Here is a 22,714-nt window from a genome sequence, read left to right as displayed (position 1 = left end):
AAAGATTTTAAGGGGTGTTTGTGGATGGGAATTCAAGTTGGACAAATTTTAGCGAGCCGTGCCAAATTGTCAGGGGAAAAAGTAGGGTTTATTAATGGGGATAAAAAAATCACTTTTACGGAAATGAACAATCGGGCAAATGCTTTTGCGGCGTTTTTGCAAAATCAAGGCCTGCAGAGCGGAGATAAAATTGCGTTACTTTGCAAAAACAATGAAGATGTCGTTGCCGCATTTTTTGGAGCTGCAAAATTGGGCATTATTACCGTTGTCTTAAATTACAGATTACAAGCCGAAGAATTGGACTATATTTATGCGCATAGTGATGCACAGATTTTAGTGCATGATGCTGTATTTCACGAACTGGTAAATCAATTAAAAACAGTAAAGCGCACAATCTCGCATAAAACTTCGCCGAGTTTAGCAGATGTGTTTGAGGAAAAAGCAATAGAGCCGGTACAGCAAACTTCCGGTGATGATCCGATTATAATGATGTATACATCTGGTACTACCGGCCGTCCTAAAGGTGCGCTCATTTCGCATAACAACTTGCAGGCCGCTTCGATTGGTTTATCGCATACGATTGATTGGTGGGAGCAAGACCGCTTCTTAATGGTTGCCCCGTTTTTCCATATCGGAGGATTCGCACCGCTAGTAACAAATGTTCATACAGGGGCAACGATGGTGTTAATGGAGGATTTCCATCCGGTAGAAGCGTGGAAACTAATTGAAAAGGAACGTATAACAACATCGATGACCGTTCCTGCCATGCTAGCATTTTTGCTGCAAACATACCCAATGGTGAAAACCGACATTTCGACGTTGCGCTATTTCACATGTGGCGCATCAGCCGTTCCTGCCCCGCTTATTTTAGGATGTCGGCAATTAGGCATTCCGATTCAGCAAGTATATGGCATTACGGAATATACGGGCGCGGTTTCGTTTTGGAAGGCGAGCCAAAACGAAGAAAAATATGATTCAATGGGCAAAGTCGTCATGCAGGGCACCGTTCGCATTAAAGATTTAACGACAAAAGAGGAGCTTCCAACTGGTGAAGTGGGCGAGATCGTTTTGACAGGTCCACAGATTTTTGTAGGCTACTATAAAAATGACGAAGCTTACCATGCGGTTGTAAAAGATGATGAGTTTTACACAGGGGATGTAGGCTATGTTGATAATGAAGGCTTTTTATATGTTGTTGATCGTGTGAAAGATATGATTATCAGCGGCGGCGAAAATATTTACTCAGCTGAATTGGAGCTTATTTTAGCACAGCATGACGCCATTCAGGAAGTTGCCGTTATAGGGCGGCCAGATGAAAAATGGGGGGAAGTGCCGGTAGCTTATATCGTGAAGAAGGCAGAGCACGACATTGCATCTGATGAAGTGATCGATTATTGCAAATCGCGGCTTGCTTCATACAAGGCAGTGAAAGATGTAGTATTTGTGGAAGCATTACCACGCAATGCAGTAGGGAAAATACTGAAAATGCATTTGAAAGAATTGCAGAATAGTTGATTGGCGAAGATGTGCAGCTATTTACTGCACATCTTCAATTTGTCATGGGAAGGCACGACTTCCATATGTTCAATTATTGCAGGACGATTTATTCAGCAAGTGCTCCACTAACGATAAAATTAACGCCAGCGACTGTTCCTCCGAATACTGCGGCAAGTTTTTATAGGTGATGAGCAAGCCATTTAATGTGGAAAACAATAGCTGTGTTTCAACTTGCACATGTTCTTGTGCAACTGTCCTTAATAGCCCCTGCTTGAAAACTTGGAATAATTTAGCGGTTTCTTCCACAAATATTTGCGGCGATTGCTGCTCTTTTGATTGCAGCATAAAATGTGCCATCATTTGATAAAGTGTGTCATGCTCATATAAATATGTAATATAGCCTTTCGCCAAGCCATTAATATCCGAGTATTGTGCAAGCGATTGTAGAAGCTTTTCATTTTCATGCTGCATCGCAAGTAAAAACAGATGTTGCTGATCCTCAAAATATTTATATAAAAGTGCGGGGGAAACATTCGCTTTTTTCGTAATTTCACGCACACTCACTTCTGCAAACGGCTTTTTACTAAACAGATCAATGGCAGCATCAATCATTTGCTGCCGATTTTGTTGCTTTTTTAATTCACGCTTTGACATACCGATTCACCTCATTACGTGCATTATAGCAAAAATTTGAAATGATGGAACAGAGTCATGGCAAAACTTCCAATAGCGGGATATAAGCCGATAGTACGCCATCGCTTATCGCCGTAATAAAGCCGGCAACCTGCTTAGTTTCCTCGTCAACAGCCAAAATGATGTGGGAACTATTTTTTAATAGCTTGAAATGTGCTGCCATGCTCGGCGGGCTAGGCCAATCAACAAAAAAGCCTGTTAACATATGCTCTGTAATATTTTCAATATGATTTTGGTAAATCAATGTCAGTCAACTCCCATCATTTTATCGAAATAATTAGGAGTCCATCTCAAAAGTACAGCAACATAATTTATACCTCCCGAAGCCGTTCACTTCAATAATCTTACAATACTTTGCAGATTTTTTCAGTATATAATTAAAGGCATTTTAAAAGATTCTGAAAACCATAAGGAGCCCAACGATGGATAGCGGTCAATCAATTTTGCAAAGGGAATCATTTCAGTATTACGAGATAAATAATCGAATCTCGAACTCTAAAACATTTGTCGAAAAAAAGGCAAATGTTTTTTATATGATTATAGAACTATTTTCAGAAAATTATAAATATAGGTTGCATTTTTCGTTTGGATTAGGTAATTTAATGATAATAATTATTTTCTTCAGTGGAATAAATTAAAAATAGGTATTAATATTTCTGCTTTATGTAGGGATATTAATATAAATAAGCTAAGGGGTGTAGAAGAAATGAAATATGTCAAAAATTTTGCATGGCTATTTGTAGTGGTCCTTTTTTTGGTAGCATGTTCTTCTAATGACGAGAGTAGTAGTTCATCAAGTGATGTTGCATCAGATTCAGGAACGAACAATGAAGCAAATACTTCGAATAATACAAGTTCCGGAGACGCGGATGAACTTGTCATTGGAGTAAATGAAAACTTTATTTCGATGGACCCTCATAATACGGGTGACACTAACTCGAACTCTGTACAAAGTGCAATGTTGGAAGGGCTGCTAGGCTTTGATAGCGAAGGGAAGATTATCGAGGTATTGGCGACTGAATACAATGTAAGTGATGATGCGTTAGAGTACACATTCAAACTGCGCGAAGGCGTGAAATTCCATGACGGCGAGGATTTCAATGCGGAGGCGGTAAAGGCAAACTTCGAGAGAATTATGAATGATGACAGCCTGCGTTTGTATTCACGCGGATTCAATATTGTAAAATCGGTTGATGCAGTAAGCGAACATGAAGTGAAGGTAACATTGACAGAGCCTTATGGACCGATGATTACACGATTTGCCGTCGCAAAAATAATCAGTCCGAAAATGTTGAGCGAGGAGCTTTCGGAAGTGCCGAAAAAGGTTGTCGGTACAGGGCCTTACAAATTTGTCGAGTGGGTGCAAGGAGATCATCTAACAATTGACCGATTTGACGGATATTGGGATGGCGCGGACCGTGTACAAAAAATTACGTATAAGCCCGTACCGGAAAACGGCTCGCGTGTTGCGATGCTAAAGACTGGTGAAGCCCATGTTATTTATCCGGTACCAGCGCAAAATATGGCCGAATTAGAGAGCAACAAAGATGTGCAGATCAATACAGTACCTTCAACGATTGCCCGCTATGTATCGTTGAACACATTTAAAGAACCATTAAATAACGAAAAAGTGCGCCAAGCATTAAACTATGCTGTAGATAAAGATGCGTTCTTAAAAGTTGTAAACTCAGGTTTAGGTGTACCGCTGGATTCCATTATTCCATCAAAAACATTGTTCTATGAAAAACAGGAAATGTACAGCTATGACGTTGAAAAAGCGCAATCTTTATTAGCCGAAGCAGGCTATGCGGATGGCTTTGAGATTGAAATCTGGGGTAATACGAACTCCGATACGATGAAAGGTATGCAGTTTATTCAGCAGCAATTAAAGAAAATCAATGTAAAAGTGGATATTAAGTCAATGGAGGAAGCGACATTATCCGATGAAATATACGGCGCGCAAACACCTGAGGAAGCAAAACTGATGATGTGGTATGTAAGCTGGTCGTCTTATCCATCAGATGTTACGAACGCAACAAAGCCGTTGTTCCATAGCGGTTCATTCCCTCCGAATAGTGCGAATACGGCATATTACAATAATGCTGAAACAGACAAGCTGATGGATGAGGCAAACTCGATTTCAGATGAAGCAAAACAAGCTTCATTATATTCCCAGCTTCAAAGAGAAGTTTATGCAGATGCGCCATGGATTTTTTTAGGCGTGGATGAAGTGGTCTACGGCGTGCGCTCAGATGTAAGCGGTGTCGTTGTAAACCCTACAGGAGGCTTGGATGTACGGGATGCAAAGATGAAATAATAGCGAGTCTTTCAAAGGAGGCGGGCAGCATAGTCTTCCGTCTCCTATTTCTTTTGAAACGAAAGGGGGATTTCGATGCATAGGTTTATTTTACGAAGAATCGTCGAAATTATTCCGATTTTAATAGTCGTATCGATTGTCACCTTCTTGTTTATTCATTTAATACCTGGTGACCCTGCACGTTTAGTAGCCGGTAAAGATGCGACATTGGAGGAAGTGGAAAATGTACGACGTGATTTAGGGCTCAACAAACCAATAGTTGCACAGTATTTTGATTATATGAAAAACATGGTAACAGGAAATTTAGGCACTTCGCTCACAACAGGATTACCAGTAATCGATATGTTCAAAACACGTTTTATGCCGTCGATATACTTAACCTTTTTCGCCATGATTTGGGCAACGATTTTTGGTTTGCTCATCGGTGTCCTGTCTGCAGTGTTTAAAAATAAATGGCCCGATTATTTCGGAATGGTTGTGGCGGTTTCGGGCATTTCGATCCCGGGCTTTTGGCTGGGGCTATTATTAATCCAGTTTTTCTCGGTGCAGCTAGGATGGTTGCCTACAGGAGGAATCGACAGTTTAAAGAGCTATATTTTGCCATCCATTACACTTGGGGCGGGTATTATGTCGATGATTGCACGTTTTACAAGGTCGTCGCTGCTGGAAACATTGCAAGCCGATTATATTAGAACGAGCCGTGCCAAAGGTCTCTCCGAAAAAACGGTTATTTTTGGGCATGCATTGCGAAATTCGCTCATTTCAGTAGTGACAATCGCAGGTTTGCAATTTGGTTTTTTATTAGGTGGCTCGGTTGTTGTTGAAACGGTATTTAGTTTTCCCGGGATGGGACGGTTATTAATTGACTCGATTGCTTTTCGTGATTACCCAGTAATTCAATCGGCACTTTTGCTTTTCGCTTTTGAATTTATTTTGGTGAATTTAATTGTTGATATTTTATACAAAATTTTAAATCCGAAAATTCAGTTGAATTCATAAGGAGGCTTACTTATGTCAACTACTGTTATTGAAAGCAAAGACCAGGTGAAACCGGTCGTGGAATATTCTCCTGTGAAAGAATTTTGGACGAATTTTAAGCGCAAAAAAGTCGCGCTCATCGCAAGTGTGTTCATTTTGCTGTTAATTGTTGTCGCTTTTATTGGACCATATATCGTTCAATACGATCCTTATGAGCCGAATTACGATGTCATTTTGGAAGGACCAAGCGCGGCGCATTTTGCCGGCACCGATGAATATGGCCGCGATATTTTCAGCCGCCTCGTAGTGGGCACGAAAATTTCGCTGCTCGTCAGTTTCAGCGCCGTTTTTTTAGGCCTGATTTTTGGGACGGTTTTAGGATTGATCAGCGGCTATTTCGGGGGCTGGATCGACAAGTTGATTATGCGTATTTGCGACATTATGTTTTCATTCCCGGATTTGCTGCTGGCGATTGCGATTGTGGCGATTTTGGGGCCCGGTATTAATAACGTGATTATTGCGGTAATGATTTTCAGTATTCCTTCGTTTGCCAGACTTGTTCGTGGAGCAACACTGAATGCAAAGGAAAATGTATATGTAGAAGCGGCTCGTTCGATGGGGGCATCGCGCACACGCATTATTTTTAAGCATGTTTTCCCTGAAACGATCAGCGAACTGATTATCTTTGTGACAATGCGTATCGGTACAGCGATTTTGGCGGCATCCAGCTTAAGCTTCTTAGGATTGGGGGCAAGTCCGGAAACACCTGAATGGGGCGTCATGCTAAGCAGCGGACGTGATTACTTGGGAACGAACTCACATGTTGTCATTATGCCGGGAATTGCGATTTTCTTGACAGTGTTAGCGTTTAACCTTGTCGGTGACGGATTGCGCGATGTACTGGATCCAAAAACAAAGAACAGTTAAGGGGGGATGTATATGTCACGAACATTATTGGAAGTACACCAGTTAGAAACATCCTTTCAGCGAGACAGGCAGCAAATCAAAATTTTGCGCGGTGTCAATTTTATGATTCGAAAGGGTGAGGTGCTCGGGCTAGTAGGCGAATCCGGCAGTGGCAAAAGCATAACCTCCTTATCGATAATGCGATTATTCCACGGCACGACGGGAACGATTGATGCTGGTTCCATTAAATTCGACAATCAAGAGCTGACGAAACTTTCCGAAAAAGAATTGCGGAAGCTGCGCGGCAAAAATCTGTCGATGATATTCCAAGAGCCGATGACGTCGTTAAATCCAGTGATGAAAATCGGAAAGCAGCTAACCGAAGTCATTCGATTGCATTTAGGCTACGACAAAAAGCGAGCAGTGCTGCATGCAGTCGATATGCTGGAAAAAGTGGGAATCGGCCGGGCAGAGGAGATTATGCACGAGCATCCACACCAGTTATCCGGCGGGATGAGGCAGCGTGTCATGATTGCGATGGCAATGGCATGTCATCCAAGCCTGCTCATTGCAGATGAGCCAACAACGGCGCTCGATGTAACAATTCAGGCTCAGATTTTGCAGCTTATGAAAAAGCTGAAGGAAGAAAATGATACAGCCATTTTATTGATTACCCATGACTTAGGGGTTGTGGCGGAAATGTGTGACCGTGTCGTTGTCATGTATGCCGGCGAAGTAGTTGAAGAGGCAACGGTCTTTGAATTGTTTGCAAATCCAAAGCATCCGTATACGAAAGGGTTGATCGCATCTGTTCCGAAGCTAGGCGAAAGCAAGGATGAGCTTGATTCAATTAAAGGGCAAGTGCCATCACCAATGAATATGCCGGCAGGATGCAAATTCGCGCCACGCTGTGAAATGGCAATGAATATTTGTTTAAAGCAGGAGCCGGCAATGCATGAAGTCGGATCCCAGGCGAAATGTGCTTGTTGGCTTTATGAGGCAAAGGAAGTGAATCATGTACATGGCTAGCATTATTTCTGTTCAGAACTTGAAAAAGCAATTTCAGGTTGGGGGTGGCTTATTCGAAAAAAAGGAATTCGTCAATGCGGTGGTCGATGTATCATTTGACATTAAGCAAGGCGAAACATTTAGTCTCGTTGGCGAAAGCGGCTGCGGAAAATCAACGACAGGACGTTTAATTACAAGGCTTATCGATCCGACGGCAGGAAAAATACTAGTAAACGGTCAAGATGTGGCAAACGCAAAGTATGGCGAGCTGACCGAATTACGTGAAACGGTTCAAATGATTTTCCAAGACCCTTATGCATCGTTGAATCCGAGGATGAAGGTGAAGGATTTAATCGCGGAGCCCCTAGTCATTCATACGAAGTTTTCGAAACAGGAGCGCGAAAGACTAGTTTATGAAATGCTGGAAGTAGTAGGGCTGAATGTCGAGCAGGCAAACCGCTATGCCCATGAATTCAGTGGAGGGCAGCGTCAGCGGATTGGCATTGCCCGGGCATTGATCACTAAACCGAAACTGATCATTGCTGATGAACCAGTATCGGCGCTCGATGTATCGATCCAATCGCAAATACTGAATTTATTGAAAAGATTGCAGCAGGAATTCAATTTATCGTATTTGTTTATTTCACATGATTTAAGCGTTGTTGAACATATTAGCCATCGGGTCGGGGTGATGTATTTAGGCACCATTGTCGAGCAGGGCGAGAAGGATGCGATATTCAATAACCCGCAGCATCCATATACACAGGCTCTTTTATCCTCTGTGCCGATAGCCGACCCGACACTTCGCCGCGAGAAGATTATTCTGAAAGGGGATATCCCGAATCCGAAAAATCCGCCAAGCGGCTGTACATTCCATACGAGATGCCCGTATGCGATGGATATTTGCAAAAAGGACATTCCGGTGATGGAGCAAGTGAACGGCAAACAAGCAGTTGCGTGCCATTTAATGAATGGAATAAAAGAGCAGGCACAAGTATAAACATTGCATAAAAGGAGATGGAAAATATGAAAATTGGATTAAGCACGTATAGTTTGGTGAAGAAAATGCGCGATGGTGAAATGGATGTCATCGATGTATTGCACTGGGTGAAAGAAAACGGCGGGGAGCATGTGGAATTGGTGCCGTATGAATTTTCGGTAGTCGATAATTATGAGCTTGCACAAAAAATTAAAGATACTGCGGAAGAGCTCGGATTGGAGTTATCGGGCTATTCATTGCCGGCGAATTTCGTTCAAGAAACGGAAGAGGCGCTGCTGGAGGAAGTTGAGCGGCTGAAAAAACATATCGACGTCATCCATTTCATGGGCATTAAAGTATTGCGCCATGATGTTACACTATTTACGATTCCGAAAGAAGATATGACCATTCATTATTACAATGAGCATTTTGATAAAATGGTGCGCGGCAGTCAACTGCTTGCAGATTATGCGAAGCAATTCGGCATCACGACGACAATTGAAAACCATGGCTTCAATGTGCAATCAAGTGACCGTGTCCAGTCAATCATCCATGCTGTTAATCGCGACAATTTCAAAACGACGCTGGATATCGGCAATTTCCTATGTATCGATGAAGAACCATTGGTAGGCGTGAAAAAGAATATTCCATATGCGGCACGGGTGCATTTCAAAGACTTTTACATTCGCCCATACTATGAGAACCCAGGCGGCGGCGAATGGTTTAGAACAGTGCAGGACAACTATATTCGCGGTGCCATTATCGGACACGGCGACATCAATATGCGGGAAATCATTAAAATTGTTAAAGGTTCAGGCTATGACGGCTATTTGATTGTAGAATTCGAGGGGATGGAAGACTGCACATTAGGGTCGAGATTAGGCATGGATAATTTACGCCGTTTATGGAATGAATGCGAAATTGCGGAGGAAGTGAATGTATGAGCAAATTGAAAGTAGCCGTTATTGGAACAGGGTCCATTTCAGAATTCCACTTAGGCTCCTATGAAAAAAATGAGCAGGCAGAGCTATATGGCGTCTATGATTTATCAATAGAGCGCGCCAAGGAAAAGGCAGAGCAGTTTGGAGCAAAAAAAGTGTATGCTGCGCTCGATGATTTATTGAACGACAACGAGCTTGATGCGGTAAGCATTTGTACATGGAATAATACCCATGCTGATTTTTCCATAAAAATTTTACAAAGCGGCAAGCATGTATTGGTGGAAAAGCCGATTGCGCTTACGTATGAACAAAGCTTAAATATCCAGCAAGCTGCGCAAATGGCACAAAAAGTGTTTCAAGTTGGTTATGTTAGACGTTTTGCGACGAATACAAAAGTGTTAAAGCAATTCATCGAAGCCGGGCGTTTAGGGGATATTTACTATGCGAAAGCTACATGCACACGTCGACTGGGCAATCCGGGGGGCTGGTTTGCAGATGTGGAGCGTTCAGGCGGTGGGCCATTAATCGATCTTGGGGTGCATATTATCGATATTTGCTGGTACTTGATGGGGAAACCGAAAGTCGTGAAGGTTTCGGGCAATACGTACCATCATTTAGGCAACCGCAGCAATGTGAAAAACTTGTCATTTTATAAAGCTGCAGACTATGATGCATCACAAAACACAGTGGAGGATTTGGCGAATGCCATTATTACATTTGAAAATGGCGCATCGTTAATGGTCGATGTCTCATTTACCCTGCATGCAACGAAAGATGAGATCAGCGTGAAATTGTTCGGAACAAAGGGCGGTGCCGAGCTTGAGCCAGAGCTGAAAATTGTGACGGAGGAATTCGATACGATTTTAAATATGCATCCGCAAATCGACCATTTGACATTTGATTTCAATGCCGCATTCCAAAGCGAGATTGATAGTTTTGTTGAAGCATGCATTCACAACAAATCATCTGAAGCGCCGGTTGAAGATGGAGTGGAAATTATGAAAATACTTGATGGCATATATACATCTGCCGCAACAGGCAAAGAAGTGCATTACGAGCTCGAAACGACAATATAAGCGGTTCATGCATTGAGATGAAAATGGTGTACATGGTTCAACTAACATACAAAAGCTCGCATAGTCTTATGCAGCAATTTTAAAATCGTTCACACTTAATCAAAAAATGTCCTATACAGGGTATTTTAAAGACAGTAAAATTTATACAGATGTATAAATAAAGAGGTGACGCGAACATGTTAAAGCAAGATCAAGTGCAAATGAAGAAGCAAAATCGGAAAGTTGTGCTTGATATGATACGGAATCATGAACCAATTTCCAGAATTCAATTAGCGAAAATCACTAAAATGAGTCCAACAACAATTACGCGCATTGTGCAGGAACTTATTGAGGAAAACTTTATAATAGAAGCAATGAGCGAAGAAACCGCAATTGGAAGGCGACCGACATTAATTAATTTAAACCCTGCAGCGCGTTATTCAATCGGGATAGAAATTGACCGTACGAAATTTCGCATGGGGCTTCTGAACTTTATTTGCGAACTCGTTGATTTCATTGAAATTCCGCTTCAACATATTGAACACTATGAAAGTGTAGTGGAGATGCTTGTGTTTGAACTTCGTCATTTCATCCAGAAAAATGAAATACAGTCAGACAATTTGCTGGGGATCGGGATTGGAATACCTGGCCGAATCGATCAACAGCAAGGCATTGTTCTTATTTCAGAGCAATTGAAGTGGAAAAATAGACCGATTCAAGCAGATTTGGAGAACCATTTCCAATGTCCTATCGTCATCGACAATGAATTAAAAATGCAAATTGTTGCGGAATCGGCTGCATTTGCAGATCCAGTGCAAAAAAACAGCATTTTAATCGGAGTTGGGAGTGGTACTGGTGCCGCGATTATGCTGAACGGGGAAATTTACCGAGGTCTCAAAAACAACGCAGGGGAAATTAATCATTTTACGATTTCCCCGTTTGGCGAGACTTGCAGCTGTGGAAATCGAGGATGCCTATCACTTTATTTGCGCGAATCGGCATTACGTGCACTCATTCCTGTCCATGAACAGCCAATTTACAATACGCTGGAAAAAATCGTGGAAGGGATACATGAAAATCAGTCCTGGGCAATGACAGTTATTGAACATGTTGCCACATACTTATCGATTACGATCAACAACTTGATTTGTGTTTATGAGCCGGACGAAATCATTGTATCAGGGGAAGTGCTTGATAATAATCCGGCAATGCAGCAAATACTTCTGGCAAAGTGCGAAAAGCATATTTGGCGTGAAATTGGACCGGACATACAGATCAAATTTTCTGAGCTGAATACAATCGGTGTAGTAAAGGGTGCGGCCATGTTTGTGCAAAAAGCTGAAATGGAAGTATAAAAATAGAGGACGAAAATGATTTGGATTTTCGTCCTTTTAGCTATGCAGAGGTTAATATAGGGTGTATTGAAATGATTTTATGGAGGATTTGTTTTTAGATATTATAGTGCTGCCGACCGGTGAAGTGATTAAAAAGGATGAAGGCGAATTACAGCAAGCGCTTGAAAAAAATTGGATTACACCACAGCAGTATGAGCTGGCATATGAAACATTTTATCGTGTACTGGATGAATTGGAGCAGGGAATATTTACATTGCCGCAAAATAGTTTAAGATATCGAAACGCGTTATTATAGAGAAATGGAAAAAAATAAGCATACTGACAGTCTTTTAATTAAATTCAAAGATTGAAATAAAGATTGATTAAAACCATCTTCATCCAAATATTTGTTATATAAGAAAGGTGCTATAATATACGGCGTTTCGTTTGGGGATAAACCTAGACATTCGCTGCGGTTTATTAATAACAGTTTTGCCTTAAAAATGACGGCAAATATAAAGTGAGAATGGGAGTGTAAAAAATTTGTCCTTAACAAAGTTTTATTCTTATCATCAAAAAGCAGAAATTAAGAAAAATCTAGCATTCATCAACCTAGAATATAAAAAAATTAAGAATTACGTAAATTTTGAAGTTTTTCCTTTTGAACAATTGGCTGAATATCAAATCGGATATAGCATTGATTCTGATGGAAACTCTCTTGTGACCGATGAGAAGCACAGTTGGGATGATTATTGGATAGTTATTGCATATGAAACTATGTGTGGAGATCCGATTATTATTGAATTGAATGAAAATGGATGTCCCGTATCAATTCTGATGCATGGAATGGGCAGCTGGGGTGCTGGCAGTTTCCTTGCAAATTCAATGGAATCCTTTTTTTATATTTTAAAAGATATTGCTGGTTTCCTTACTGAAAAGGGAATAGTGAATGGGAAACGAACTATACAAAATAAGGAATTGAGAGCGTTGCTAAATAATTTTTCTGAAAAAGACGAATATGCTGATTTGGATATATGGGAATCTTTATTGAATCCATTATTTGAAATCGCCGAAGAATACGAAGAATCATTAAAGACAAAAATTCAGAAAATGAAAAAAGAAGGGAAGAAATTAACGGAAATTTCGCAACTGCTTAATATACAAACTAAAGAAGTATATGAGTATATCAAGAAAGTTTAATGAAGACCTCTTTTGGCTTTATTGTTCAATTAGAGCAATTGCCTTTTATGTTATCGATGCAAAAATAGAGTATTCCACGGAAGAAATGCTGTCTATAAAGGAGATGCTTTATTTTAAAAATTAAGGGAATTGTTAACTCAAGCACGCTCCGCGAATGGACAGATTTTTCATGTATAGTACAATGCATCAGCTATGACCCCCCCTCGGCATATGGTTCAAAGAAGGGACATTCATATAATTCCATGCAGAACAAAAAAAGCAGGGAATCCCCTACTTAATTTTTATTCATCAAATTGACAGAAGCCAAGAATATGGCCATCCGGATCTTTAAAATCGAATGTCCTCATATTTCCATAATCGGCAATGTTTTCTGTGTCCACTCTGTTTGCTGCAAGGAACTTATGCACTTCCTCTATATTTGTTGTAAAGAAGTTGAACGGGGAGTGTCTGGCGGGTTTAACATCTGCTGATTGTACAAGGGTGAGTGAAGTTTCCCCTACAGTGAAGGCAGCATACCCATGCTGATTCCATCTCATAGTCAATCCCAATATTTCTGAATACCATTTTATTGAATGATCCAAATCACGCACCTCTACAAATACAGTATCGATTCTCTTTACTAAATCTTTCATTTTGCCTCTCCCTCCTATCTATTCATCAAAAATATATTCAACAAAACGGAGCGGATTCCCTTCCTATGAGAGAGATTATTCATTTCTATGCAGAGCTTTTAATGCAGTAAGGCGAGCGAAATAATTGAAGGGGGATTTGTTTTGTAATGTAAAAATTGGTGAAATTAAGGGTGTCTATAAAATATATAAGCGGCGGGAACATGACAATTAGCTAGGAAGAATTCAATGGAATTTGCAGAGGGATATCAAGCTTCTTGAATGCGGGAACTGGTGAATGATTACAAGAAGGCCTGAATACTTTTTATATTAAGAGAGGCCGGGAAAATCAAGTTAAGCCATCAATCTAATAATCTGATCAATAGACAGAGAAATTCCGCCTATCAATTAAATATATACTAAAAAGAAAACGGTTTGACAAACGCAGGAATTTTATTAAACTAAAAGTAATTCTATCCTCAAATTCTCTTATTATTGTTTCATCCCCTTTTTGGTTTTCTAAAATTTAAGCCACATTCAACCTTTCATTTTCACTCACAATAGCGTCATTAAATTTAAAGATCTGCCCAAAGTTTAAATGAATAAAGCATAGAAAAGATTTATTAGCAGCATCGAATTTATGTGAAATTTGATAGTAGAGGAAATTGAGGACATAACCATCAGATAGCAGGAGGGATCCTATTATGGGATTTGAAGAAGGATATCAATCTTTTTTGAATGCTCATCTACAGGTAAGAACCGGTGAAAGGCTGCGGCGCTTACAAGAAGGGCACAATCAGGCTGAAATGTTGTTTTTGATGCAAGTATGGTGGCCGTTATTTTTCCACTTCACGTATCTTCATCCGGAATATGAAATTGATGATTTTAAGGATGGCAAAAGGTATTTGGATTTCGCCTATATTCGTCCCGGCATCCGCATATGTTTTGAGATCGACGGGTATGGTCCGCATCTAAAGAACATAAGCAGATGGCAATTTTCCGACAATCTGGAACGTCAAAATCAGTTGGTGATTGACGGATGGACCGTGATCCGCTTTTCTTATGATCAAGTAAAGGAGAAGCCTCGCCGATGTCAACAAATTATTCAACAAGTAATTGGACAATGGCTGGGAGATGAACTGGATCAGATATCTTTGTCCATGATCGAAAAGGAAATACTTCGGCTAGCGGTTCGAAAAGGAGAATCAATTTCCCCTAAAGAAATCGGGGAATATTTAAAGCTAAGCGACAAAACGGTAAAAAAACTACTGTCTCAACTCGTCGATAAAAAGATGCTCATTCCCGCCTCTGGTATGAAAAGAGTCCGCTCTTATCGGCTCGGAGATCAAGTTAAGCGCTCAATCCGGTAAATAGCCGGAAAAATTCCCCTTATTTAAAAAATAAAACAAAAAACAGCCGAAATAGACGGAGAAATTCCGCCTATCGACCTAAAAAGTGCGAAAATAGGAGAGTTTTCTTTAAATAGGCGGAAAAACTCCCATTATTTTGCCTGAAATGTGCTGAATTCCGTAAATAACCGGAAAAACTCCGCTTATTTTACCTATGCTCACTCGTCAATTTATTTTTGAGAAAGAAATAAAATCTGATAGAATTATTCCGCAATCTGGCGCTTAGCTGCAAGTATTTTATTTTCCAAAGGGTAAAAAAACAATATTCATCATTTGCATTAAGAAGGTTTCGCTTCCAATACTAGCTGTTCAATTTACTCCTATTAATTGGTGCTATACAATCACATACTATTTGTTCACCAAAAATGAAAGGCCCGCTAGTAAAGCACCTTAAATTAAACAAGATGACTATTAACCCCGTCCATCATCAAAACGGGGTTATCCTTGTTTTACATTCCGGACTCAGTTCCAATTCCCGCTATTTCATTATTTTGCTTGCGGGCGATAGCTCATCGTTGAAAAAGACCTAGCGGGATATGTTAAGCTTGAAGGGGAACAGATAAGTTATATGCTTAACAATTTGAACATTATTTCATTTAAAATAACAATTGCTTCTCTATATAAAAACATGAAGACAATATTGGATAAAGGAGGCACTAGTATGGTGATACCATTACAGGAATTACGGATGTACAGGGATTTCAACGAGCTTGCCAAGGATGTATTGGATTTGGCAAAGGAAATATTGCCTGGCAAATTGATTTATTTAAGCTCCTTCACCGATAATGAGCAAGTGATCCTTAAACTTTCAGATGCCAATACAAATATTCTTTTGACGGAAGGAATGGCTATAAACCTTGATCAGACTGCGTGCAATCGGATTGATTTCGAAAAGAATCAACCATTAATCTTTGAAGATATTAGCAATATAGCTGGTATGGATGATTTAAAAAGAATAAGTGAAAAAGCGAATATTAACGCATATGTAGGCATTCCTATTTCTCTTTTGAATGGCGAGAAATTCGGGACCTTATGCGTGGCCGATCATAAAGCTGCGCATTTTGACACGAAGAGCATAAATATGCTTCAGAAAATAGCCAAAATGTTCTCGTATTATTTAGTTTTGGAAAATTTGGCATATAAAGATTCACTGACAGGACTTTATAACAGGCAATATCTCTTTAAGTTTTTTGAAGACTTTTCAAAAACTGGGGGAGTGCTGTTCTTTCTTGATTTGGATGGGTTTAAAAATATAAATGATGTGTATGGTCATGATGCAGGGGATTTAGTATTGCGGGAGGTTTCTTCGAGAATTCAGCATTGTGTAGAAAGTCAGGAGGAAGCATTTGCGGTTAGGTTGGGCGGAGATGAATTCATTGTAATTTTTCCTCGGATGTCTTCCAAAAAAGAAATAGATAAATACGCGAATCATCTTCTTGAGGATTTGAATAAATGGGCTACCGAACGCCAGCTTTCGGCAAGTATAGGGGTCGTCCCTTATGCCGCCAATGGGGAAACAGCACTGGATGCGCTCCTTAAAAATGCGGACAACGCCTTATACCGTGCAAAAGCGGCTGGAAAGAACACCTATGAAATTTTTTGAGCGATTATTAATATAAAAATGTTTAATCAATTACGCCGAGGCGTAATTGATTTTTTAAAATAATAAATTCATCCATTTTCACCCCCGCCTTTATTAAAGGATCGGATTACAAAGAGGTTCCCCTTACTGCTGAACCATCAAAGATTCCGCAACATCAATAAAGCGCTGCACGTCAACATTTTCATCCGAAATGATTGGATTGCGGATTGTGATCAAGTAATTTTGGGCAGATGTCTGCATAACAAAACGCAATGTGCGCTCTTCTTCACTGTAGTACATTTCAATCCCGAGTTCGTTGTTTAATGGTGCATAATTTGATAAATTTTCTGTTGTTTCTACACGTGTATTAATGGCATCAATTTCTAGATCAAACGCTTCCCAATCCGGAAAGTTATCCGTTTCATAGCGCAAGTGTCACAGAGCGTACTTCATCCAGCAGATCGCCTTGCATAATGCCGTAATGCCGGTTTTGTTCCATTGCCTGTCTTTGGAGCTTTTCTATTAGTTTCATCATTTGGTCGTGATCAGTATCCGGTAAATCGTATAAAAACATGCCTCTTTTTAGATGATAGTTTTCCAGCAGCGTATTTTCCAAATGAATATACTGGGTAATGGAAGACGGTAGCTCCTCAACTTTTTTGATGGCAGTGCTATCTGGATTTGAAAGATAAAATAAGTTGAATATGCCGCTTTGCTCATAGGCTTCGGTATCCATAAAGTAAAGAAATTTTCCCTCTGGAGTCGTCTTTTTTAGTTCCTCCATCAATTTTTCGTTTTTACGGCTAATTTCGTCGGCATTTGTATGTGGTTCCATATCCTCCTCTTTAATATTTGTCACTTCGATTACCGTATTACCGCTCCCTTTAAAAAACGTTAAACTTGTGTATTCCATAGCGCCGGCCGTTGCGACAGCAAGCAGCAAACATAAACTTGCAATAAGGCCGATAGATAATTTTTTTGCTTTATGCTTCTGCTTAGTTGGACGAATGATATTTTGGATGATGTGCTGTTTATTTTCTAAATTCATGCCCTCATAATCAGTTTTCAAACGTTCTTCAAAGTCGTGAAAATCCTTCATCTTTTTCATATTAAACCTCCATTCTAGAACAATTTTTTGATTTTCCCTTTTAAACGTTCATAGCGTTTGCGAATTGTTGGTGCTGTCTTGTCCATGATGGCGGCAATTTCCTCAAAACTATAATTTTCAATAATACGCAATACAATGAGTGCGCGTTCTTCCGGCTTTAATTGGCTTAGTATATTTTGTAGCTGTTCGTCCATCGCATTCTCTGCCTTGACCATTGGATTTTCGGATTCAATGAAGGGGACAAATGACAGAATTCTTCTTCGTTTCAGTTTATTTATGCAGTGAAAATATGCGATTTTATAAAGCCAGGCATTCAAATTGTCGATCGCTGAAAGGTTCCCGCTTTTAATAACCTTTAAAAATACATCCTGCACCGCATCCTCTGCGTCTTCCACATTTCTCAAAATGCTATAGCAGTATTTGTATAATTTGTCGTAATGGCTTAAAATCATTGTTTCAATTTCTTCTGTCTGTGTGTTCATTCCAGTTAATGTCATGATTTTATGCTGCATTATATTCACCCCCCTTTAACTATATAAGACAATCAGGAAATGCGGAATGTGACATTTATTCAAAAAAATGGTTCATTATTAGCTCATGCATAAAAAGAAAGGACATTGCGAAAAGCTAAACATTGTAGAGGTCCAATGTGAAAATATGATGAAAATTTCAAAATAGATGCTTTATTGTAAAACACTGTTGAAAGCATTTTGACGTCTTTCGTAATGGACCCAATTCCTTTACATTGTTTCGTAAACTACGGATAAAGGAGTGAGTACAATGCAAAAAGCGATTGCAGCATTCATTGGAATTATTGTATCAATTAGTATTGGAGTAGGGATTTATAACGTATTTGTCAGTGAGGAGTCGTCCGAAAAATCGGAAATGGCAACAGAAAACGAGACGGAGCTTGCACAGGCAGGGGAACCGGAATTTCCGGAAATCAATATGGAAGACATTCCGAAAGATCATGAACAATTTGAAGATATCATTTACGGCTTCAATTTAGTGAATGAAACGCATATTTATGCGGAAGATAAAGTCGGTGCGAATCTTTCATGCACAAGCTGTCATGCGGGAGCAGGCTTAAAGGATACAGTAGCATCATTGGTAGGGGTGACGGCGGATTATCCGAAGTATATCGCGCGTGCGGGGGATATTGTTTCGATTGAGCAGCGTATTAATGGCTGTATGATCCGCAGTATGAACGGTGAAACATTTGCAGCTGATTCAAAGGAATTGGATGCGATGATTGCGTACTTTGATTATATTTCGAAAGATGTTGAAAAAGGCCAGGAAAGACCATGGGCGAAATCTGTTGATATGAAGCAAGTGCCAACGCCGAATGTTCAGACTGGCGAGCAGTTGTACAATAAATCCTGCATTGCCTGCCATGCTGCGGACGGTTCAGGAAATGGCGCAAACACAGGCCCAGCGTTATGGGGCGATACATCATTTAATGATGGAGCAGGATTGGCACGCATATCGAAAATGGCAGGCTTTATTCAGGCGTATATGCCGATTGGCCAAGAGCAGACATTATCCGATCAGGAGGCAGCGGATTTAGCGGCATATATTTTAACGCAGGACCGCCCTGAATGGGGAAAACATGATACGGACTGGCCAAAAGGGGACAAACCATCCGATATTATGACAAAAGAGCGCCGTGAGCAGGCACAAAACGGCACACTTGATTGGACAGAAGTATTGAAGGATTATCAATAATAGGAAAGGACTGTACTAAATTCTGAAGTTTAGTACAGTCCTTTTTATGCATCCGGAATGAATTTGTAGCCTTCGCCGCGGACAGTGACAATGCGCCTTGGATTTCTTCGGTCCGATTCGATTTTTGCGCGCAGCTTTTTGATATGTGCATCGATAGTGCGGTCGAGAATATCCTTTTCAACATTCGGATATAGTTGTTCGACTAATGCTTCGCGTGAAATAATTTGATTTGGATGGTCCATCAAATAATACAGCAGCATAAATTCATGCTTTGTCAACTGAACGGGGGAGCCATTTAAAAGCACCTCCCCTTTGCGCGGCTTCATACATAGACCGTTATGAATAATTTTTTGGCAAAATAATCCGGTACGGCGAAGCACCGCATTCATATGCGCAAGCAACTCTTCCAAATGGACCGGTTTTGTTAAATAATCGTCCGCGCCAATCGTAAGCCCGTTGATTTTATCTTCTACATGGCTTTTTTCGGTAACCATAATAATCGACAAATCCGCCGTTTGATTTGCGCGAATCCACTCACAAAGCATCTCGCCGGAACCATTCGGCAAATTCAATTCCAAAATGACCATGCATGGATACGTTCGGTGAAATATATCCATCGCTTGCTCGGCAGTTAGTGCCGTCGTAACCACGAATCCATGTTCGTTCAGAAAATCTTTTAATATGCATGCCCAAGCGATATCAGGGTCGACAATCAAAACTTGTTGTTCCATAAAATCCCTCATTAAATAAGTGCGTTATGGATAGTGTACCATTTGGGAGGATTTTCTAAAATAGCGATTTAGGAAAATGCATTAACCGTGCATTATTAAAATGCTGTACATTAAAACAAAAAGGAATAGAAATGTCAAAATAGCGCACAGACGTTTTTGATCTCTTGTATTTTTTTTATCAAGCATTTTCTGAATGAGGGTTGCAAGGGACAAGAATAAAAACACCCCAAAAAGCGATGGTAAAAATAAAGCAAGCGCTAGCATAATCAGTACACCTCTTTTTAATATGCATTATTTTTTGAAGCAAGAAATGGTCCACGCCGATATTAATTTTCGCTACCTAAATACTTTTCAATCACCAGTCGATCAGGCGGGCTTATTTTATCGGGCAGGTCATTCAAAGGAAAGAACTGTAAATCTGTTGCCTCATCCGGGTCGAAACGTAACGAGCCGCAGTAGTCTTTGCAAATATAAGTTGTGGCAACGATATACACTTCATCGCCATGTGGGTATTTGTAGTAAAATTCCTTGCCGGAGAAAATGCCGAACAGCTGCAGTCGATTAGCCGTAAGACCGGTTTCTTCGTGCATCTCGCGTATTGCCGCTTCTTCCAGCGTCTCGCCCAATTCCATTGAGCCGCCAGCAAGTCCCCAGCAGCCATTGTCCCTTCTTAGCTGCATGAGCAATTGATTGTGTTCATTTATAATAAGGACACATGCTCCGACCATAATAATAGGCTCCGTGCCGACTTTTTTGCGCAAATTCAGTATATAGCTCATAGAGATAACCCCTTTTGGTTGTTTTTTACAATAAACGTTGAATATGAAAAAGGGTTCCCGTTCCAACCTTGCTTAAAGCCATTTTTCAATGCATGTGATCGATTTTTCCACAGTATTCATGCGAATTTTTTTCCCGATTGCTAAAGGAAACATAGGGTGTGTATGGGCACAGTCAATATCGGCTAGAATCGGAATTTTTTTGCCGTCCAATTGCTCCAGCAGCATATCAATTGGCTTTTTCCCTGTGCCCTCATCATCAAAGAGTTCATGTTTTCCGAGTAAAATCCCTCCTGCTTTATCGAATACCCCATGTAATTTCAGCATCGCGAAATTTTTTTCCACAGTTGCAGCATCCTTCAATGAATCCTCGATAAGCAATATATCGCCATCCTTAATTTCAGGGAAATACGGTGTGCCGATAAAGCCGTACATTGTATTATTATTGCCGCCGATTAATCTGCCCTCAATTACAGCCTCCTGTATGCCGATCCACTCATTTTTAAAAAGCGTTTTTGGTTTTGAATAATCCAGCCAGTTCATCATTTCATCAGACCAAGCTTCGGGTTTTGCTATCGTGTACGGCGCTTCGAATTGGCAAAAATAACGTTCAAAGTAATCGTATGTATCGTTCACAAGCGGCTCAAACTCACCAAAAGAGGGGATGAGTGCCGGACCATAAAAAGTAGGAATATGCGTTTTTGCATAGAGTGCGAGCAAAACAGCCGTTGTATCGGAATAGCCAATGACGATTTTAGGGTTATTTTTAAATGCTTCATAGTCAATATAAGGTAGCAAGCTATTCGAATTCGTTCCGCCGATTGATGACATGACTATTTTAATCGTCGGGTCGCGCAGCAATTCATTCAGCTCGTCTGCACGTTCTTTCGGAGTCCCGGATCGATAGCCGTCCTGTTTGCCGGTAAGGCTCCCCTCCACAATTAGGAAACCCTTTGATTGCAGAAATTCCTTGCCGCGAATATAGCGCTTTTTGGCAGTGGCTGTTGCTGGATCCGAGGGGGAGAAAATCCCTATTTTATCGCCTCTTTGTAATCGTTCAAGCATAATGTTCACCTATCCTTCTTGGAGTTTGTTGGTTATTGTATTGTTTTGACATAGCCTAATTCTTCGTAAAAAGATTGATTTCGCATATTTAAATGGAGTATCGAGCGACAAAGAACGAGCAACAAGAAATTCAACTTCAATTAGGCGTATGATTTGTGAGCCAAGATATTGATTTTGTAAAGAGTTTTCGATAAAAAAAGCGATTGAGTCGGTAATGGTCATTACTTTATTATAGTTTTATGCTGGAGGATAAATTGAAATCCGTTTAAGCAAATTCTAAATAATGTATTTGAAAATTTCTCTATCTAGCTCATCAAAACAACCAATATCCTTCTTTAAGTCCCAAAGTTTTATTTTGGAAATTTCATTATTCTCTATAAATGGCTGTAATACTTGAATTTCTGTGGCATATACAGGGTTATATTTTATAGTGCCAGTTGCTATGTTTTTTGACATTAGCAAGCCTTTGAACGCCAAGTCATTTACGATTTGGCCTGTCTCCTCGTACAGCTCGCGTATCGCGCATTGTTTAGGCGATTCATTCATTTCTCTTTTACCGGCAGGAAGTTCCCATTGATTGCGCCAATTGTTATAGCAAACTAGAAATTTACCCTTACATTTTATGACTGCATATGAACCAGAGATGTTAAAGTATTTATTCATTTGTAGCTCAGTAATCTTAAGAAATTCAATAAACACATAGTTGTGGCCCTGTATCATATTTTCACCAACTTTCTGACTCACCTGAAGCTAATTGCTAAAATTATACAATACATCATCAGGAAAAGGGGGGAAATGACAA

Annotated in this window: 23 protein-coding genes and 1 pseudogene; 14 read left to right on the top strand and 10 right to left on the bottom strand. The window is 40.2% G+C overall.

The window, feature by feature from the left end; genetic code table 11:
- The first annotated feature begins 24 nt into the window (after positions 1-24).
- Positions 25-1,515, top strand: a complete 1,491-nt coding sequence (locus ACTHOQ_RS09965; protein ID WP_440495869.1) for a class I adenylate-forming enzyme family protein — start codon at positions 25-27, stop codon at positions 1,513-1,515.
- A 69-nt stretch (positions 1,516-1,584) separates the two neighbouring features.
- Here the strand turns inward: ACTHOQ_RS09965 and ACTHOQ_RS09960 are convergent, their stop codons facing one another.
- The gene (locus ACTHOQ_RS09960; protein WP_440495867.1) at positions 1,585-2,151 is read right to left on the bottom strand and encodes a TetR/AcrR family transcriptional regulator; all 567 of its coding nucleotides are present in this window, start codon (positions 2,149-2,151) and stop codon (positions 1,585-1,587) included.
- A gap of 58 nt (positions 2,152-2,209) precedes the next feature.
- Positions 2,210-2,395 (bottom strand): annotated as a pseudogene (locus ACTHOQ_RS09955) (GNAT family N-acetyltransferase); the annotation flags it as partial.
- Positions 2,396-2,896: 501 nt separating this feature from the next.
- Between ACTHOQ_RS09955 and ACTHOQ_RS09950 the strand changes: the two are divergent.
- The 10 genes from ACTHOQ_RS09950 to ACTHOQ_RS09905 all read left to right on the top strand — a co-directional run bounded on the left by ACTHOQ_RS09950 (position 2,897) and on the right by ACTHOQ_RS09905 (position 12,908).
- A complete protein-coding gene (locus ACTHOQ_RS09950) occupies positions 2,897-4,507 on the top strand; it encodes a glutathione ABC transporter substrate-binding protein (protein WP_440495866.1) in 1,611 nt (536 codons plus the stop codon).
- A 75-nt stretch (positions 4,508-4,582) separates the two neighbouring features.
- Positions 4,583-5,506: a nickel ABC transporter permease gene (gene nikB / locus ACTHOQ_RS09945; RefSeq protein ID WP_440495864.1), complete on the top strand. Its 924-nt coding sequence runs from the start codon at positions 4,583-4,585 to the stop codon at positions 5,504-5,506.
- A gap of 12 nt (positions 5,507-5,518) precedes the next feature.
- Complete coding sequence (locus ACTHOQ_RS09940) at positions 5,519-6,412, top strand: ABC transporter permease (protein WP_440495862.1); 894 nt, start codon at positions 5,519-5,521, stop codon at positions 6,410-6,412.
- Positions 6,413-6,424: 12 nt separating this feature from the next.
- On the top strand, positions 6,425-7,420 hold the full coding sequence (locus ACTHOQ_RS09935; protein ID WP_440495861.1) for an ABC transporter ATP-binding protein: 996 nt from the start codon (positions 6,425-6,427) through the stop codon (positions 7,418-7,420).
- Positions 7,407-8,399 (top strand): ABC transporter ATP-binding protein, encoded by a 993-nt coding sequence (locus tag ACTHOQ_RS09930; RefSeq protein WP_440495860.1) that lies wholly within the window; start codon positions 7,407-7,409, stop codon positions 8,397-8,399. The genes ACTHOQ_RS09935 and ACTHOQ_RS09930 overlap by 14 nt, the downstream gene beginning before the upstream one ends.
- A gap of 26 nt (positions 8,400-8,425) precedes the next feature.
- On the top strand, positions 8,426-9,322 hold the full coding sequence (locus tag ACTHOQ_RS09925) for a sugar phosphate isomerase/epimerase family protein (RefSeq protein ID WP_440495858.1): 897 nt from the start codon (positions 8,426-8,428) through the stop codon (positions 9,320-9,322).
- On the top strand, positions 9,319-10,395 hold the full coding sequence (locus tag ACTHOQ_RS09920; RefSeq protein ID WP_440495857.1) for a Gfo/Idh/MocA family protein: 1,077 nt from the start codon (positions 9,319-9,321) through the stop codon (positions 10,393-10,395). The genes ACTHOQ_RS09925 and ACTHOQ_RS09920 overlap by 4 nt, the downstream gene beginning before the upstream one ends.
- A gap of 176 nt (positions 10,396-10,571) precedes the next feature.
- On the top strand, positions 10,572-11,729 hold the full coding sequence (locus tag ACTHOQ_RS09915) for an ROK family transcriptional regulator (RefSeq protein ID WP_440495855.1): 1,158 nt from the start codon (positions 10,572-10,574) through the stop codon (positions 11,727-11,729).
- 79 nt (positions 11,730-11,808) lie between these two features.
- Positions 11,809-12,024 carry a DUF402 domain-containing protein gene (locus ACTHOQ_RS09910; protein WP_440495853.1) on the top strand — a complete coding sequence of 72 codons (216 nt, stop codon included), beginning with the start codon at positions 11,809-11,811 and terminating at the stop codon, positions 12,022-12,024.
- Positions 12,025-12,251: 227 nt separating this feature from the next.
- Positions 12,252-12,908, top strand: coding sequence for an SMI1/KNR4 family protein (locus tag ACTHOQ_RS09905; protein ID WP_440495852.1), 657 nt, complete (start codon positions 12,252-12,254; stop codon positions 12,906-12,908).
- A 281-nt stretch (positions 12,909-13,189) separates the two neighbouring features.
- Here the strand turns inward: ACTHOQ_RS09905 and ACTHOQ_RS09900 are convergent, their stop codons facing one another.
- Entirely contained in the window at positions 13,190-13,540 is a 351-nt protein-coding gene (locus ACTHOQ_RS09900) for a VOC family protein (RefSeq protein WP_440495850.1), read from the bottom strand.
- A 680-nt stretch (positions 13,541-14,220) separates the two neighbouring features.
- On the opposite strand from ACTHOQ_RS09900, the gene ACTHOQ_RS09895 reads away from it, so the two are divergent.
- Together ACTHOQ_RS09895 and ACTHOQ_RS09890 are read left to right on the top strand one after the other, a co-directional pair.
- Complete coding sequence (locus ACTHOQ_RS09895) at positions 14,221-14,886, top strand: DNA-binding response regulator (protein ID WP_440495848.1); 666 nt, start codon at positions 14,221-14,223, stop codon at positions 14,884-14,886.
- A 667-nt stretch (positions 14,887-15,553) separates the two neighbouring features.
- Positions 15,554-16,528, top strand: coding sequence for a GAF domain-containing protein (locus tag ACTHOQ_RS09890; protein ID WP_440495924.1), 975 nt, complete (start codon positions 15,554-15,556; stop codon positions 16,526-16,528).
- A gap of 123 nt (positions 16,529-16,651) precedes the next feature.
- Here ACTHOQ_RS09890 and ACTHOQ_RS09885 read toward each other — a convergent pair whose 3' ends face one another.
- From ACTHOQ_RS09885 to ACTHOQ_RS09875, 3 genes are read right to left on the bottom strand one after another with little or no spacing between them, the layout of a single operon-like run.
- Positions 16,652-16,939, bottom strand: coding sequence for a hypothetical protein (locus ACTHOQ_RS09885; RefSeq protein ID WP_440495847.1), 288 nt, complete (start codon positions 16,937-16,939; stop codon positions 16,652-16,654).
- Positions 16,929-17,615: a hypothetical protein gene (locus tag ACTHOQ_RS09880; RefSeq protein WP_440495845.1), complete on the bottom strand. Its 687-nt coding sequence runs from the start codon at positions 17,613-17,615 to the stop codon at positions 16,929-16,931. The genes ACTHOQ_RS09885 and ACTHOQ_RS09880 overlap by 11 nt, the downstream gene beginning before the upstream one ends.
- Positions 17,616-17,629: 14 nt before the next feature.
- Positions 17,630-18,127, bottom strand: coding sequence for an RNA polymerase sigma factor (locus ACTHOQ_RS09875; RefSeq protein WP_440495844.1), 498 nt, complete (start codon positions 18,125-18,127; stop codon positions 17,630-17,632).
- 268 nt (positions 18,128-18,395) lie between these two features.
- On the opposite strand from ACTHOQ_RS09875, the gene ACTHOQ_RS09870 reads away from it, so the two are divergent.
- Positions 18,396-19,340 carry a c-type cytochrome gene (locus tag ACTHOQ_RS09870; RefSeq protein ID WP_440495842.1) on the top strand — a complete coding sequence of 315 codons (945 nt, stop codon included), beginning with the start codon at positions 18,396-18,398 and terminating at the stop codon, positions 19,338-19,340.
- A gap of 44 nt (positions 19,341-19,384) precedes the next feature.
- On the opposite strand, the gene ACTHOQ_RS09865 is transcribed toward ACTHOQ_RS09870, so the two are convergent.
- The 4 genes from ACTHOQ_RS09865 to ACTHOQ_RS09850 form a co-directional block, all read right to left on the bottom strand.
- Positions 19,385-20,071 (bottom strand): response regulator transcription factor, encoded by a 687-nt coding sequence (locus ACTHOQ_RS09865; RefSeq protein WP_440495840.1) that lies wholly within the window; start codon positions 20,069-20,071, stop codon positions 19,385-19,387.
- Between the two features lie 326 nt (positions 20,072-20,397).
- Positions 20,398-20,850: an NUDIX hydrolase gene (locus ACTHOQ_RS09860; protein WP_440495839.1), complete on the bottom strand. Its 453-nt coding sequence runs from the start codon at positions 20,848-20,850 to the stop codon at positions 20,398-20,400.
- A 72-nt stretch (positions 20,851-20,922) separates the two neighbouring features.
- Positions 20,923-21,912 (bottom strand): S66 family peptidase, encoded by a 990-nt coding sequence (locus ACTHOQ_RS09855; RefSeq protein ID WP_440495838.1) that lies wholly within the window; start codon positions 21,910-21,912, stop codon positions 20,923-20,925.
- Positions 21,913-22,188: 276 nt separating this feature from the next.
- Positions 22,189-22,656: an NUDIX domain-containing protein gene (locus tag ACTHOQ_RS09850; protein WP_440495836.1), complete on the bottom strand. Its 468-nt coding sequence runs from the start codon at positions 22,654-22,656 to the stop codon at positions 22,189-22,191.
- Between the last annotated feature and the right edge of the window lie 58 nt (positions 22,657-22,714).

Source organism: Solibacillus silvestris, from assembly GCF_051967575.1.
GTDB classification, from domain to species: domain Bacteria; phylum Bacillota; class Bacilli; order Bacillales_A; family Planococcaceae; genus Solibacillus; species Solibacillus silvestris_B.
The sequence above is the reverse complement of the archived record's forward strand: the minus strand, read 5'-3'. Positions and strand labels throughout refer to the sequence as shown.